Here is a 14825-nt window from a genome sequence, read left to right as displayed (position 1 = left end):
GCTTTCAGATAATTTCGGTATGTTACAGGGCCATGAAACGGCGCAGAATCTGGTCGACATCTACCTCGTGGTATTTGTCAGACACCTTGGTACGTGTCTCCCATTCACTCTCGTTGCCCAGGTAGTTCAGGCGGATACCCAGTTTCAGTTCTTTCTCAGGGGTGGTCAGCGTCACCTTCATGTTGTTGGGGAAGGTCTTCGCACCCATCTTGGTGAACTCCAGGTAGTCCCAGTTCAGCTGGGTATTGCCTTTAAGTATGTCGCGATAGGAGATGTTGGTCATCTTGATACGGCCCGACTGGCGATTGGTCAGCCAGCTGTAGTTCATCTTACCCTGCTCCAGACTGATGATGGCATCATCGCCGTCGATACTGGTAGTGTAGCTGGCCAGTGCGTTCTTGTCTACCTTCTGCAGTCCGGGCTTGAACAGTTCGTTCCAGAAAAGGGCCTGCAGGGTGTAGAAATTGATGCCGCTATTACGCAGGAAATCCACGTAGTTATAGGGGGCCTTCAGGTATTGCTTGTTGATACGGTCGATGATGAGCACGTAGTCCTTGGTGAACTCCAGGCGTGCAGCCTCTACGAAGCCGAAGGCCATGAGCTGCATCTGGATAACGTCATCGCGCTTCATTCTGAGGTTGCCTGTGAGCGACATCTGCTGTGAACCGTATTCTACAGAGAACTTCAGTTTGGAAGTGACGAATTGTGCCGGTTGTGCGTTACCGGTCACTTTGTCCAATATGGCAGCATTCTCCATACTCTCTTCAGAAGAGACGACGGGAGCTTCTTTAACCACTTGCTTGTTGGTGTGACATGAGGTCAGGAAAAGTGGCATTGCCAAAGCGGCAACTTTAAGGATGTTTGTTAATTTCATTGCTTGATGTATTTTTTGCGTTTGATCTTCTTTACTAACAACTTGTTGTCGGGTGCTTTTGCCAGGGCCTGTTGCCAATAGCTGATGGCTGTGGACATGTCACCATTCAGGGCATAGATGTCGCCGGCATGTTCGTAGATATCCGGACTGGGCGTTGAGGCATTCTGGGTGGCCTGGTCAATATAGATGCGTGCCTCGGCATAGCGTCGCTGCATAAACAGTATCCAGGCATAGGTGTCCAGGTAGGTGGCATTCTTGGGCTCGGCCTTGATGGTCTTATAACTCATCTCCTCGGCTTTCTCCAGGTTGTCGCCCTTGAGACTGAGGAAATAGGCGTAGTTGTTCAGACAACCGATATTATCGGGCTTCCACTGCAGGCAGGAGTCGTAGGCGGCAAAAGCCTCTGCCTCGCGTTTCTTCTGGAAGAGGAGGTCGCCCAGGATAGCATAGAAATCGGACACGATCTCAGGTGAACTCTGGTCGTTGATGACATTGATGCCGTTCTTGAAGGCTTCCAGGGCATGGTCGGTATCTTCCTTGCGGTAATAGGCCATTCCCTGATAGTAATAGAATATCATCTCCTCAGGGTTGTACTGACGGGCAGCCTGACAGAGACTGATGATACGGTCGTCATCATTGTCCTCCCAGGCATACTGTGCCAGGTGCAGACGGGCTGAGGTCCTGTTGGGGTCTAACTGCAACACCAGTTCCAGGGCAGCAGCGATACTGTCGCGTGGCATCTTCTTCAGGTCCATATAGGCAGCTCGCAGTTCGGCTATATCGGCATCGGGGTCGGGCTGTTGCAGTATCTCGCGGAAGATGTTCAGGACTTGTGTGCTGTCGCCACCTTCCTGTTCGTTCTCAGCAATCAGCTGGCGAAGCAGGTAAACCTTGTCGTTGATTTCCGTATTCTTGTTAATCAGGATGCAGCGTGTGATGGAATCGACAGCTTCTGTATCCTGAATCCTGATATAATAGTTTCTTAATGACTGTTGGGCTTTGACGTTATGAGGCTCCTCGGCAATGATCTTTTCCAAGGTGCTGAAGGCCTCATCCATCTTGTCGTTAGTCATCAGGGAATTGGCGTAAAGGGTGCGATAGTTGAGGTCGTAAGGGTGTTCCTCGGCCAGTGCCTTGATGGCGGCAAGGGCCTTCTCGTTGTCGTCCATCTCCATGTAGAGGGCACTTTTGGCCAGCGTGATGCGTTCGCTTTTGCCATCGATGAGCTCCATGCGATCCAGCACGTCGATGGCTTTCTGGTAGTTCTGCTCCTGGTAGTAGAGACGGTAGAGCATTTCCAGCAGTTCCTGGCGACTCTTGTCCTGGTTGTACATCTTCTCAACCACGGTAATGGCGTCGGCGTATTTCTCCTTGGCGATATATGACTGTGCCAGGGTCTCCATATACGTCATGTTGTCAGGACAAAGGTCGAATGCTTTCTTGAAAAGTTCCAAAGCCTTGTCTGTATTCTTCATCTCGCTATAGTATTGCGCTAGGAAGAAATAGGCTTCGTGGGCATTGGGCTTGATCTCCAGACATCGGGTAAGCAGGTCGAACGTGGCGTCATGGTGACTCTTCTGGCGCTGAAGCATGGCCTCATGAAAGAGTACGTCATAACGACGCTCTGTATCGGTCTGGGCAAAGATGCCCAGGCTGCATAGAAATATAACGCTTAAGACCGTAACCCTAATCATAACTTTCAACTCTCAACTTTCAACTTTTATTTTACTCCGGTGTGTCCGTACCCGCCTTCACCACGCTCAGTCTCATCAAGTATCTCTACTTCGATGAAATCTGCTTTTTCGTGGCGCGCAATCACCATCTGGGCAATACGCTCACCATCGTTGACGATGAAATCTTCTTGTGACAGGTTGATCAGAACCACGCCTATCTCGCCGCGATAGTCGGCGTCGATGGTACCTGGGGTGTTAAGAACGGTGATACCTTTCTTGAGGGCCAGTCCACTGCGTGGGCGTACCTGTGCCTCGAAGCCTGCGGGCAGGGCAATATGCAATCCTGTTGGGATGAGTTTTCTTTCCAGTGGCTTCAGCGTAACGGGCTCGTCGAGGTTGGCCCTGAGGTCCATTCCTGCACTCTGTTCTGTGGCATACTGGGGCAGTGGCTGATGGCCCTTGTTGATAATATTCACTTTCATCTTACACAATATTTATATATAGCGTGCAAAATTAGTGATTTATCTTCAAATAGCCATCATCCGTACTACTTATTTTATAAATTTTTGCAGATACTGTGATAGCAGATATCATTTTTTTTCGTAAATTTGCACCGATGAAAATGAATTGGCAACAACTTATAAGTAATAGGCGACTGGGGCAAGAGCATAAGCACCTGGAACGTCATGATGACCGTACGGAGTTTAAACGTGACTACGACCGACTGATTTTTTCGGCTCCTTTCCGTAGGTTGCAGAATAAGACGCAGGTATTCCCCTTGCCTGGTAGTGTTTTTGTGCATAACCGACTGACCCATTCTCTTGAGGTGGCCAGCGTGGGTATGTCGCTGGGTAATGATATCGCGAGGGCTCTTTGTTCAAAAAATCACGATTTCATCGATACATTATTGCCTGAAATCGGACAGATTGTGGCCACGGCCTGCTTGGCACATGATTTGGGAAATCCGCCTTTCGGCCATTCTGGAGAGAAGGCTATCCAGACATTCTTTACGGAGGGAAAAGGCCTCTATTTGAAAGAACGGGTATCTCCTGAGTTCTGGTGCGACATTACGAAATTCGATGGTAATGCCAATGCTTTTCGTCTGCTGGCTCATAGTTTTAAAGGCCGTCGTCAGGGAGGCTTTGCGATGACCTATAGTACGTTGGCGAGTATCGTAAAATACCCGTTTCCATCGATTGCTGCGCCCAAGGCAAAGTTCGGTTTCTTTGTCTCGGAGCGTGAACTTTACGAAGCGGTGGCAAAGGAGTTGGGTATCCTTCAGTTGGATGCAACACCTGGCCATGAACGCTGGGCGCGCTATCCGCTGGTTTATCTTGTGGAGGCTGCGGATGATATCTGTTATGAGATTATGGACCTGGAGGATGCCTTCAAACTGAAGATTCTGTCCTTTGAGGAGACAACGACGCTGATGCTTGATTTCTTCGATGAAACCGAGCAAAACCGTATTCGTTCCCGTATCAGTGATGAACAGCTGACGGATGTGAATGAGAAGGTGCAGTATCTGCGTGCCTGTGTGATTGGTAAGTTGGAGAATGAGTGTGTGAAGACTTTCCTGGAGCATGAGGACAAGATATTGGAAGGTACATTCCGGGGTTCATTGATACAGAATATCTCAGAAAGGCAACGCGATGCTTATGTGGCCTGTACGAAGGTGTCGGTTGAACGGATCTATAAGAGTCGTCCAGTATTGGATGTAGAGTTGTCGGGTTATCGTATCATGGCAACGTTGATGGAGCTGATGGTTGAGGCCATAGAGCATCCTGAGCGTTATTACTCACAACAGCTCATTGGACGAGTGAGCAGTCAGTATGATATCAGTAGTGATGATCTGGAAACACGACTGATGGCGGTGGTGGATTATATCAGTGGCATGACTGATGTATATGCCCTGGATGTCTATCAGAAGATTTGTGGTATATCATTGCCGATAATTTAAGATTTCATCGTCATGGAGATACAATAAAGTGCAGCCTTTTGGACTGCACTTTATTTATGTTTTCTTTTATCTTCTTATTTCTCCTTGTAGATGATTTTGTTGGCACCGCTGGTAATCTTTAGTGCTTCAGGGTGCTCCTTGATGAACGAGTCGATGTGACGCACGCGCTTCTCTTCCAGTACTTCGTCCATCGCAATGAGAATACCTGTTTCTTCCACATCGCCAAATCCATAGTTGATGGCTGTGCCGAAGAGCTTCATGGTAGGCGACAGACTCATGTAGGCATTTACCAATGGTGGAATGTTATAGCCCAGTGCACGTATGCGCTGGTTGAGGATACGGTAGTCTTCCTTGAAGTCGTTTTTTGTGAAAATTGCTGCAAGTTCGTTCTCGTCAGTCTCAATTTTCAACGGTTTCATCGGTATGACAAGGTTCTCCTTATCGTCGAAATGTTTTTTCAGGAAGTAGAGGATCATGTCGCGTCCCTCGCGGATATAACTGGGATACATGGTCATCTTTCCAAAGAAATATTTGACGTTGGGCATGATGACGGTGAGTGCACCAAGACCATCCCAGAGGTTGTCGAGCGCAAACAGACTCTTGGCTCCCATCTTGGAACTCTGGTAGGGCAGGCTGACGAAGGAACGGCCCAGCTCAATAGTGTAGGGCATGTATTCCTTCAGGAATTTGTCTGAGAAATGGAACATGTGGCTGGTGGCCAGAATGGGTTGTCCGTTGGCGTCCAGTTCCCATTTGTTGCCTTCCAGGTAGCGATAGCCGCCAATAATCTCCTCGGCCTCTGGATTCCATACGATAAGCTGCTTGTAGCAGTTCTCGCAAGTGTCGAATTCATCGATGTCTACCTCCTTGCCAGTACCACCGCCTGCCTCGCGAAACGCAATTTCGCGTAGTCGGCCGATTTCCCTCATCACATTAGGTGCATTGTGTGCTGTGATGATAAAAATCTGGTTGTTGCTCTTGTTGGTCATGCGCAACTGGAGCTCTGGCTTTAGTTCGGCTTTCAGGACCTCTACGGGAATCGGGTCAATGATTGTTTGTTCCATTATTTTGTTTAGTTTGCTTTTTCTGTTTGTTCTATTTTGAGAGTTTATATACTTTGTCTTTTACGAATTCTGCCCATTCCATCGGTGACTTTTCCTTGGTGAATGTCTCCCAGGGTATGGGCTTCCCAAAGGTGATGGTGAAGGTCCTGCCTGTGTTCTTGAACATTTCATCGGAGAGGAACAGCATGGCTATATTAATTTTCTTCACATATTTGTCGCTGATATTCGACAGGCGGTAAAAGAAATTGCTGTTCTGGCCTTCGAAGTAGATGGGCACTACGTCACGATGGGTTTCAACGCTTTTGGTGATGAATGTCTTTTTCCATTCAAGGTCGCGGATAATACCATGGCGTTTACGTGAACATAGTCCTGCGGGAAACATCAGGATATGGTTGTCGCCTTGGAATCCTGCTTCTACCATAGCGGGGAAGTCACGACCGTTCTTGCCTGTCTTGTTGATAGGGATGCAGAGTGGCGCCAAGCCTGGCAGGTTCATCAGCAGGTCGTTGACAAGGTATCGGAAGTTGTCGTCGTAATGTTCGCCGATAACTGATCCGATGGCAATACCGTCGATACCTCCTAAAGGGTGATTGCTCACGAATGTGTAACGGCGAGGGTCGTCCTTTGCGGGCAGGTTTTCAATGCCTTTCACCTTGATGGTTACGTTCAGATAGTCAATCGTGGATTTAAGCCATGGGGTGCCTTTTAGGTCGCGTGCATTCCAAAGGTGGAAGTTTATCTGGTCTTCGTGGACAATATGCTTGAGCCACCAAACCAGAGGACGCGGCACCCAACGGGCTTTTTTGCCCATTTTATCCTTGAGAATCTTGTCTATGTCTATGGTCTTCTCCATGACTATGCTTTCACACTTTTTCAGTATCAACGTGCAAAATTACGCAAAAACTTTCATTTTCGTCGTTTTTTTTAGATGAAAATTTATAATTTTGCACATATTAAGGATTTTTATTGTATACAAAAAGATGCACAAAAAGAACGAGATGTGTAATATCGAACAATAAAATGTATAGAAAGAAGAAAATTTTCAGATTTGCGAAAAAAAAGTGGGGAAATGTGGGGGATTGTGGTGCAAAATGATTACCTTTGCATCCAAACTCTCTAATTAATAATGTTCGTATGCGATTTTTAGGTAATATAGAAGCCAAGACAGACGCCAAAGGCCGCATTTTTCTGCCTGCTATCTTCCGTAAGGTGTTGCAGGCTGCAGGCGAAGAGGTGCTCGTGATGCGCAAGGATGTGCATCAACGTTGCCTTGTGCTCTATCCTGAAAGTACCTGGAATCGCCGTATGGATGCATTGCTGGAAAAAATTAATGAATGGGATGATGTGGGTCAGCAGGTGCTTCGTCAGTATGTATCTGAGGCTGAGGTGTTGACGCTTGACGGTAACGGCCGGTTCCTGATACCAAAGCGCTACCTGCAGATGGCTGACATTGAACAGGGGGTGAGGTTCATAGGCATCAATGATGCTATCGAGATATGGGCTGTGGAGAAAACACAACAGCCATTCTTGCCGCAAGAGGAGTTTGCGGAGAAACTGAAGGCGATAATGACAGTAACCCCTTGACGAATGATTAAGACAGCTGAGACATATCACGTTCCTGTTCTTTTGGCAGAAAGCGTTGACGGGCTGGCAATCCAGCCCGATAGCATTTTAGTAGATGTTACCTTTGGCGGTGGCGGGCATTCCCGCGAAATACTCCGTCGCCTAGGGGAAAAAGGTCATCTGTATAGCTTTGATCAGGATGCTGATGCGGAGCAGAATATTGTGGATGACGACCGTTTTACTTTCATCAGAAGTAACTTCCGCTACCTGAAGAACTGGATGCGCTATTATGAGGTGGATGGCATCGATGGCCTGCTGGCTGATTTGGGGGTTTCCTCTCATCACTTCGACGACGAGACGCGTGGCTTCTCGTTTCGTTTTGATGCGCCACTGGATATGAGAATGAATAAACGGGCAGGAATGACTGCTGCTGACATACTGAATAACTATACAGAAGAACAACTGGCTGATATCTTCTATCTCTATGGGGAACTGAAGAATGCACGCAAGGTGGCTTCTGTCATTGTGAAGGCAAGGCAGGAGATATCCATACAGACTACTGGACAACTTCTGGAACTGACGGATAAGCTGTTCCCAAGGGAGCGTGAGAAGAAGGAAGTGACAAAGCTGTTCCAGGCCTTGAGAATAGAAGTGAATCATGAGATGGATGCTCTGCGTGAGATGCTTTCAGGCGCCTGTCAGCTGTTGAAGCCCGGAGGTCGGTTGAGTGTCATAACCTATCACTCGCTGGAGGACCGAATCGTGAAAAACGTGATGCGTGCAGGTAATGCTGAAGGAAAGGTTGAACAGGACTTTTTCGGAAGGGTAAAATCGCCGTTACACCTTATTAATAATAGGGTGATTACGGCCTCGGAAGAGGAGTTGGAGGCTAACCCGCGCAGCCGTAGTGCGAAGCTGAGAATTGCAGAAAAAGTATAACGAATGAAAACAGACGAGAATAACGAAATTGAGATGATTGTCGAGGCTGGTGCTGAGCCAGAGCGAATGGATCCTGTGGTGTCTGGGAAGGATGCTGCAACAGAGGCTGTTGGTTCGCAAAGTCAGGCTGAGAAGCCTGCGATGGCTTTGAAACGTATCAAGGAGTCGACAAGCGAGGATGACGAGACACCAGTAGGTGCGCTTACCCTGAAACAGATTCTGGGTGGCGACTACCTGTTTGCGATGGTTCGTCATCATGTCATCCTGATTCTGTTCGTCGTGTTCTTCTTCGTGTTTTATATTGGTGTTCGCTATCAGTGCGAGCAGGATGTGCTGGAGATTAATCAGTTGGAGAAAGACCTGGTGGATGCAAAATACAGAGCACTCTCCAGTTCCAGTAACCTGACAGAGTTGTGCCGTCAGAGTAATGTACTGAGGGTGCTGCACGAGAATCAGGATACACTGTTGCATCTGAGTGACCAACCTCCCTATATTATTGAAGTGCCGGAAGATTGAGACGTGATGGGTTATGAGTAAGTTTAAGAGTGAGAAAGTTTTACCGCGCTATCTGGCTGTTGCCGTGCTGCTGACACTTATTGGTGTCGCAGTCATTGTCAAGGCTGGTTATACGATGACTGCAAAGAAATCGTATTGGGAGACCGTGGCCAACAGACAGAAGAGTGATAGTGACAGCGTACGTCCCAATCGTGGAAATATTCTGAGCTGTGATGGTCAGTTGCTGGCCAGCAGTATTCCTGAATACAAGATCTTCATGGACTATCAGGCAGGCGGAAATGCTGATACGGTGTGGGTGCGTAAGCGCGACAGTATCTGGTATGCCGACTTGGATAGTCTTTGCAGAGGATTGAACGTGATCTTCCCGGAACGCTCGGCAGAGGAGTTCAAGGCACGTTTGGAGGAAGGCAAGCACAAAATTATGAGAAACGGATCGGAGGGCGCCCGCCACTGGGCTGTCTGGCCGAAACGTATCAGTTATAATACATACTGCGAGGTGAAGCAGTTGCCATTCTTTAATTTACCTTCAAACAAGGGTGGTTTCCATGCTGAGTCTTTTGAAGCTCGTCGACGTCCGTTTGGCTCGTTGGCAGAGCGTACCATTGGTGATATACGCAGTTTTGAGGGTGGAAAGGATACTGCGCGTTTTGGTATCGAACTCTCTTACGACTCCCTGCTTCGTGGTAAGTATGGCATAGAGCGCAAGCAGAAGGTGCTGAACAAGGTGGTACCCTTCACGTTGACTCCTGCCGTTGATGGTACTGATGTGGTGACAACCATTGACGTCGGTATGCAGGACTTGGCAGAACAGGCGCTTATCGAAGGTTTGAAGAAATGGGATGCTTCCATGGGTGTGACAATCCTGATGGAGGTGAAGACTGGCGATATCAAGGCTATCGTTAATATGCGCCGTGCGGAGAATGGTCAGTATTATGAACGTTTCAACGATGCTATCAGCTATCGTTGCGAGCCGGGATCGGTGTTCAAGGTGGCTTCTTTCCTGGTGGCACTGGATGATGGTGTGGTAGATACGAGTTATGTCATACATACAGGATGCGGTATCTTGAATATGCATGGCGCTAAGATGAAGGATCATAACTGGCATCGTGGCGGTTATGGTGATATTAATGTGGCTCGTGCATTGGAGGTGAGTAGTAATATTGGCGTGAGTTATGTGATTGACCATTATTATGGCTCTAACCCAAGAAAATATGTGGAGGGACTCTATCGTGTAGGTATCGGACAGGATTTGAAACTTCCTATCGTGGGTTATCTGCCTCCAAAAATCCGTATGCCGGATACAAAGACATCTAACAGGGCGCTCTATTGGAGTAAGACAACGCTGCCTTGGATGAGTATTGGTTACGAGACGCAGATTGCACCGATCAATACGGTGACTTTCTATAATGCCATTGCAAATAATGGTAAGATGATGCGCCCTCGTTTCGTGAAGGGATTCATGAGGGAAGGCCAGATGATAGCGGAAACACAGCCAGAGGTTATCAAGGAACAGATTGCAAAGCCGTCGACGATTAAGACCATGCAGACGGTGCTGCGTCATGTGGTTAGTCAGGGCTTAGGTAAAAAGGCTGGCTCGCATTCGTTCCAGGTATCAGGTAAGACTGGTACGGCTCAGGTGGCAAAGGCGGGTGGCTATAAGACAGGCACTACGGAATACTGGTTGTCGTTCTGTGGCTATTTCCCCTCAGATAATCCACAGTACACCTGTATCGTGTGTATCAAGAAAATGGGTCTGCCTGCCTCTGGTGGCTTGATGTCGGGTGGTATCTTCCATCATATCTCAGAGGGTGTGATGGCCAAGAGTCTGAAGCTGAGTGTGACTGATGCCCGTGACTCAACATCGGTGCTGATTCCCAGTGTATTGAAGGGCGATAATAATGCTGCCGGCTATGTGTTGCGCCAATTGGGCGTGAATACGTCTAAGGTGTCAATGGCCTCGGTAGATGTGAAGGCTGGAAAGATGCCTGATGTGACGGGTATGGGTGCGCGCGATGCCGTGTATCAGCTGGAACGTCTGGGCGTGAAGGTGAAACTGAGCGGAAAGGGTTTTGTGGCTCGCCAGAGTATTGCACCTGGAACCACCCTTCAGACTGGTATGTCATGTATGTTGGAACTTAAATAATAATTAAATATGATACTTGAAGAACTATTAAAGAATATTGAAGTCAAAAGCATCGCCGGATCTACGGATGTAGATATCAAGGATGTTGATATTGACTCAAGAAAAGTTGCAGCAGGACATCTGTTTGTGGCTATTAAAGGCACACAGACAGATGGTCATCAGTATATCCAAAAAGCTATTGAGCTGGGAGCATCTGCTATCTTGTGTGAAGATATGCCAGATGAGCGTCAGCCACAGGTATGCTATGTACAGGTGGCCTCAACGGAGGCCGTGGTTGGCCAGGTGGCAACCACCTTCCATGGTGACCCAACGTCGAAACTGAAGTTGGTCGGTGTTACGGGAACCAATGGCAAGACCACCATCGCCACCTTATTATATAATATGTTCCGCAAACTGGGTTATAAGTGCGGACTGCTCTCAACGGTATGCAACTATATCGAGGGTGAGCCTGTGCCTGCCAGTCATACAACACCAGATCCTATTGAGTTGAATAACTTGCTTCACCGAATGGTAGATGCAGGTTGTCAGTATGTCTTCATGGAGTGCTCCAGTCATGCCATTGCCCAGAAGCGTATTGGCGGACTGACATTTGCAGGTGGTATCTTCACGAATCTGACTCGTGACCATCTGGATTATCATAAGACGGTAGAGAACTACCGTGATGCGAAGAAGGCTTTCTTTGATATGTTGCCAAAGGGCGCTTTTGCTATCACCAATGCTGACGATAAGAATGGCATGTTTATGGTGCAGAACACCAAGGCTACCGTGAAGACCTATAGCATCCGTACGATGGCCGACTTCAAGGCACGTATCATAGAGTGTCATTTCGAAGGTATGTATCTGGAAGTTGATGGCCATGAGGTAGGTGTACAGTTTATTGGTAAGTTTAATGTAAGCAACCTGCTTGCTGTCTATGGCGCCGCTGTGATGCTGGGTGAGAAACCAGAGGAGATACTCTTGGTGCTCAGCACGTTGAAGAGTGTGGCAGGTCGTTTGGAACCAATCCATTCGCCAGAGGGTTATACGGCTGTCGTTGACTATGCTCATACGCCTGATGCATTGGAGAACGTGCTGAAGGCCATTCATGAAGTGTTGGATGGTAAGGAAGGAAAGATCATCACCGTCTGTGGCGCTGGTGGCAATCGTGACAAGGGTAAGCGTCCGCTGATGGCTCAAGAGGCTGTCAAGCAGAGTGACCGTGTTATCATCACAAGTGACAACCCCCGTTTCGAGGAACCACAGGATATCATCAATGATATGTTGGCCGGACTGGATTCGAAGCAGATGAAGAAGGTGGTGAGTATCGTTGACCGTAAGGAGGCTATCCGTACGGCTTGTATGCTGGCTCAGAAAGGCGATGTGATCCTGATTGCTGGTAAGGGCCATGAGGACTATCAGGAAATCAAGGGCGTGAAGCACCATTTTGATGACCGTGAGGTGGTAAAGGAAATCTTTGAGGCATAAGAAGTTTATTGTAACGTAAAAAATAGAGAATATGCTATACTATCTGTTCAGATTCTTAGAGCAATACAATATTCCAGGAAGTCACCTGTGGAGTTATATCTCTTTCCGTGCCCTTCTGGCTTTGATTTTCTCTCTGGTTATCTCTGCCTGGTTTGGTGAGTTCTTCATCAAATGGATGAAGCGTCGCAAGATTTTCGAGACTGAGCGTGATCCGTCTATCGATCCCTTTGGCGTCGAGAAGAAAGGTGTGCCCACAATGGGTGGCCTCATTATCATTGTCAGTATTCTGGTGCCTGTACTCCTGTTAGGGCGTATCCGTAACATCTATCTGATTCTGATGGTGGTCACCACGATATGGCTGGGATTCCTCGGCTTCATGGATGACTACATCAAGATATTCCGTCGGAACAAAGAAGGTTTGAAGGGAAAATATAAGATTGTGGGTCAGGTTTCTATCGGATTCATTGTTGGTATTGTGCTCTATCTGAGTCCTGACGTGGTGATGCGCGAGAATGTAAGTGTACCGCAGCAGAACAGAACGGAAGTGGTGAAGCATGAATCTGTGGCCCATAAGTCCTTGAAGACAACGATACCATTTATAAAACACCATAACCTGAGTTACTCAGACGTGATGTCGTTTGTAGGAAAGCACAAGGTGGCTGCAGGATGGATTGTCTTCGTCCTGATGACTATTCTTGTGGTGACGGCAGTGTCGAATGGTGCCAATTTGAATGATGGTATGGATGGTATGTGTGCAGGAAACTCAGCTGTTATAGGTGCCGTCTTAGGTATATTGGCCTATATATCGTCGCATATAGGATTTGCCTCTTATTTCGATATCATGTATATCCCTCATAGTGAGGAACTGGTAGTGTTCTTGAGTGCCTTTGTCGGTGCGATGGTAGGTTTCCTGTGGTATAATGCCTTCCCTGCACAGATTTTCATGGGCGACACCGGTTCTTTGACTATTGGTGGTGTTATCGGTGTGGGTGCTGTGATTATCCACAAGGAGTTGATGTTGCCAATCTTATGTGGCATCTTCTTCGTGGAAAGCCTGAGTGTTATCATCCAGACCCAGTGGTTTAAGTTCATGAAGAAAAAAGGACAGCGTGTGCGCGTGTTCCGTGCAACGCCTATTCACGATACGTTCAGAAAACTCGACTCACAGCTTGATTCAACGTCGCGTTATATTCTGAAAGGTTGGCCACATCGTCCTTTCCACGAGTCGAAAATCACTATCCGCTTCTGGATAACAACCATTATCCTGGCGGCATTGACTATTATAACATTGAAGATACGATGAAAAGAATTGTAGTTTTAGGAGCAGGTGAGAGTGGTGCCGGAGCAGCTATTCTGGCGAAGAAAGAGGGTTTTGACGTGTTTGTTTCAGACATGTCGAAGATAGCCCCGCGCTATAAGCAGATGCTTGACGACCACCAGATTGTTTGGGAAGAGGGACAGCATACGGAGTCGCTGATTCTGAATGCCGATGAGATTATCAAGAGTCCTGGTATCCCCGAGACGGCTCCTATGGTTAAGAAGGCTGTAGAGAAGGGTATTGGCATTATCAGCGAGATTGAGTTTGCTGGTCGCTATACCAATTCGAAGATGATTTGTATCACGGGTTCAAATGGTAAGACAACAACGACCTCGCTGGTCTATCATATTTTCAAGAAGGCTGGCTACGATGCCGGTCTGGCTGGCAATATCGGAAACTCGTTGGCTCTGCAGGTGGCAGAGGATCCGCATGAGTATTATATCATCGAACTGTCTTCGTTCCAGTTGGACAATATGTATGAGTTCCATGCTAATATTGCTATTCTGCTCAACATCACGCCCGACCATCTGGATCGCTATAATTTTGAGATGCAGAACTATGTGGATGCCAAGATGCGTATCATCCAGAATCAGACACCTGACGATGCCTTCATCTACTGGAATGATGATCCCATCATCCAGCGTGAGTTGCAGAAATACGACATCCAGGCTATTCAGTATCCGTTCTCTGAGCTGAAGGAGAAAGGCTCTATCGGTTATATCTCTGAGGGAGAATACACCATTGAACAGCCGGAACCGTTTAACATGGAGCAGGAACAGCTGAGTCTGACGGGACGTCATAATATCTATAACTCGCTGGCTGCAGGTATTGCTGGTGATATCGCAGGTATCAAGAAGGATATCATCCGCCAGTCACTCAGTGACTTCCCCGGAGTGGAACACCGTCTGGAGAAAGTTGCTACTGTGCGTGGCGTTCATTATGTGAACGATTCCAAGGCTACGAATGTGGATGCCTGCTGGTATGCACTCGACTCCATGAAAACCAAGGTGGTGCTGATTGTAGGTGGTAAGGATAAGGGTAATGACTATGATCCCATCAAACCGCTCATCCGCGAGAAATGTTCTGCATTGGTATATCTTGGAGCTGACAATAAGAAACTGCACGATAACTTCGATGCGCTCGGCCTTCCCGTTCGTGATACGCACTCAATGAAGGAGTGTGTGGAAGCTTGCTATGAGTTGGCCAGCCCTGGTGAGACAGTACTCCTGTCGCCATGCTGTGCATCGTTCGACCTCTTTAAGAATATGGAGGATCGTGGAGAGCAATTCAAGGAATTGGTAAGAAATCTATAGG

Annotated in this window: 13 protein-coding genes; 8 read left to right on the top strand and 5 right to left on the bottom strand. The window is 47.7% G+C overall.

Annotated elements, in window-relative coordinates; all coding sequences use genetic code 11:
- Window positions 1-22: 22 nt before the first annotated feature.
- The 3 genes from lolB1 to dut are packed head-to-tail and all read right to left on the bottom strand — an operon-like array spanning window position 23 to window position 3029.
- Window positions 23-874 (bottom strand): lipoprotein insertase outer membrane protein LolB1, encoded by an 852-nt coding sequence (lolB1, locus tag L6466_RS12640; protein WP_091818781.1) that lies wholly within the window; start codon window positions 872-874, stop codon window positions 23-25.
- Window positions 871-2568 carry a tetratricopeptide repeat protein gene (locus L6466_RS12635; RefSeq protein ID WP_237794526.1) on the bottom strand — a complete coding sequence of 566 codons (1698 nt, stop codon included), beginning with the start codon at window positions 2566-2568 and terminating at the stop codon, window positions 871-873. Before L6466_RS12635 ends, lolB1 begins: the two co-directional genes overlap by 4 nt.
- 26 nt (window positions 2569-2594) lie before the next feature.
- On the bottom strand, window positions 2595-3029 hold the full coding sequence (gene dut / locus L6466_RS12630) for a dUTP diphosphatase (protein ID WP_091818783.1): 435 nt from the start codon (window positions 3027-3029) through the stop codon (window positions 2595-2597).
- 140 nt (window positions 3030-3169) lie between these two features.
- Between dut and dgt the strand changes: the two genes are divergently transcribed.
- Window positions 3170-4504, top strand: coding sequence for a dGTP triphosphohydrolase (gene dgt / locus L6466_RS12625; protein ID WP_237794530.1), 1335 nt, complete (start codon window positions 3170-3172; stop codon window positions 4502-4504).
- Window positions 4505-4578: 74 nt separating this feature from the next.
- Here the strand turns inward: dgt and glsB are convergent, their stop codons facing one another.
- Together glsB and glsA are read right to left on the bottom strand one after the other, a co-directional pair.
- Window positions 4579-5568 (bottom strand): glycine N(alpha)-acyltransferase GlsB, encoded by a 990-nt coding sequence (gene glsB / locus L6466_RS12620; RefSeq protein WP_091818784.1) that lies wholly within the window; start codon window positions 5566-5568, stop codon window positions 4579-4581.
- A 31-nt stretch (window positions 5569-5599) separates the two neighbouring features.
- Window positions 5600-6421, bottom strand: coding sequence for a lyso-glycine lipid O-acyltransferase GlsA (glsA, locus tag L6466_RS12615; protein ID WP_237794532.1), 822 nt, complete (start codon window positions 6419-6421; stop codon window positions 5600-5602).
- Window positions 6422-6702: 281 nt separating this feature from the next.
- Between glsA and L6466_RS12610 the strand changes: the two genes are divergently transcribed.
- Genes L6466_RS12610 through murD form a run of 7 tightly spaced genes read left to right on the top strand, consistent with a single transcriptional unit; the run spans window position 6703 to window position 14824 of the window.
- Window positions 6703-7152 carry a division/cell wall cluster transcriptional repressor MraZ gene (locus L6466_RS12610; protein ID WP_091818786.1) on the top strand — a complete coding sequence of 150 codons (450 nt, stop codon included), beginning with the start codon at window positions 6703-6705 and terminating at the stop codon, window positions 7150-7152.
- 3 nt (window positions 7153-7155) lie between these two features.
- Entirely contained in the window at window positions 7156-8070 is a 915-nt protein-coding gene (gene rsmH, locus L6466_RS12605) for a 16S rRNA (cytosine(1402)-N(4))-methyltransferase RsmH (RefSeq protein WP_237794539.1), read from the top strand.
- A 3-nt stretch (window positions 8071-8073) separates the two neighbouring features.
- Entirely contained in the window at window positions 8074-8586 is a 513-nt protein-coding gene (locus tag L6466_RS12600) for an FtsL-like putative cell division protein (RefSeq protein WP_237802676.1), read from the top strand.
- Window positions 8587-8599: 13 nt separating this feature from the next.
- Window positions 8600-10729, top strand: a complete 2130-nt coding sequence (locus L6466_RS12595; protein WP_237794547.1) for a penicillin-binding protein — start codon at window positions 8600-8602, stop codon at window positions 10727-10729.
- 9 nt (window positions 10730-10738) lie between these two features.
- Complete coding sequence (locus tag L6466_RS12590; RefSeq protein ID WP_237794550.1) at window positions 10739-12193, top strand: UDP-N-acetylmuramoyl-L-alanyl-D-glutamate--2,6-diaminopimelate ligase; 1455 nt, start codon at window positions 10739-10741, stop codon at window positions 12191-12193.
- 31 nt (window positions 12194-12224) lie between these two features.
- On the top strand, window positions 12225-13496 hold the full coding sequence (locus L6466_RS12585; RefSeq protein ID WP_091818791.1) for a phospho-N-acetylmuramoyl-pentapeptide-transferase: 1272 nt from the start codon (window positions 12225-12227) through the stop codon (window positions 13494-13496).
- A complete protein-coding gene (gene murD / locus L6466_RS12580; RefSeq protein ID WP_091851097.1) occupies window positions 13493-14824 on the top strand; it encodes a UDP-N-acetylmuramoyl-L-alanine--D-glutamate ligase in 1332 nt (443 codons plus the stop codon). Before L6466_RS12585 ends, murD begins: the two co-directional genes overlap by 4 nt.
- Window position 14825 lies beyond the last annotated feature (1 nt).

This window comes from Prevotella communis, from assembly GCF_022024175.1.
GTDB classification, from domain to species: domain Bacteria; phylum Bacteroidota; class Bacteroidia; order Bacteroidales; family Bacteroidaceae; genus Prevotella; species Prevotella communis.
Note: the sequence above shows the minus strand (reverse complement) of the source record. Positions and strands in the feature narration are given on the sequence as shown.

Excerpts from the sequence above, each read along its gene's own strand:
- lolB1 (WP_091818781.1), bottom strand. The coding sequence starts at position 874 with ATGAAATTAACAAACATCCTTAAAGTTGCCGCTTTGGCAATGCCACTT.
- L6466_RS12635 (WP_237794526.1), bottom strand. The coding sequence starts at position 2,568 with ATGATTAGGGTTACGGTCTTAAGCGTTATATTTCTATGCAGCCTGGGC.
- dut (WP_091818783.1), bottom strand. The coding sequence starts at position 3,029 with ATGAAAGTGAATATTATCAACAAGGGCCATCAGCCACTGCCCCAGTAT.
- dgt (WP_237794530.1), top strand. The coding sequence starts at position 3,170 with ATGAATTGGCAACAACTTATAAGTAATAGGCGACTGGGGCAAGAGCAT.
- glsB (WP_091818784.1), bottom strand. The coding sequence starts at position 5,568 with ATGGAACAAACAATCATTGACCCGATTCCCGTAGAGGTCCTGAAAGCC.
- glsA (WP_237794532.1), bottom strand. The coding sequence starts at position 6,421 with ATGGAGAAGACCATAGACATAGACAAGATTCTCAAGGATAAAATGGGC.
- L6466_RS12610 (WP_091818786.1), top strand. The coding sequence starts at position 6,703 with ATGCGATTTTTAGGTAATATAGAAGCCAAGACAGACGCCAAAGGCCGC.
- rsmH (WP_237794539.1), top strand. The coding sequence starts at position 7,156 with ATGATTAAGACAGCTGAGACATATCACGTTCCTGTTCTTTTGGCAGAA.
- L6466_RS12600 (WP_237802676.1), top strand. The coding sequence starts at position 8,074 with ATGAAAACAGACGAGAATAACGAAATTGAGATGATTGTCGAGGCTGGT.
- L6466_RS12595 (WP_237794547.1), top strand. The coding sequence starts at position 8,600 with ATGAGTAAGTTTAAGAGTGAGAAAGTTTTACCGCGCTATCTGGCTGTT.
- L6466_RS12590 (WP_237794550.1), top strand. The coding sequence starts at position 10,739 with ATGATACTTGAAGAACTATTAAAGAATATTGAAGTCAAAAGCATCGCC.
- L6466_RS12585 (WP_091818791.1), top strand. The coding sequence starts at position 12,225 with ATGCTATACTATCTGTTCAGATTCTTAGAGCAATACAATATTCCAGGA.
- murD (WP_091851097.1), top strand. The coding sequence starts at position 13,493 with ATGAAAAGAATTGTAGTTTTAGGAGCAGGTGAGAGTGGTGCCGGAGCA.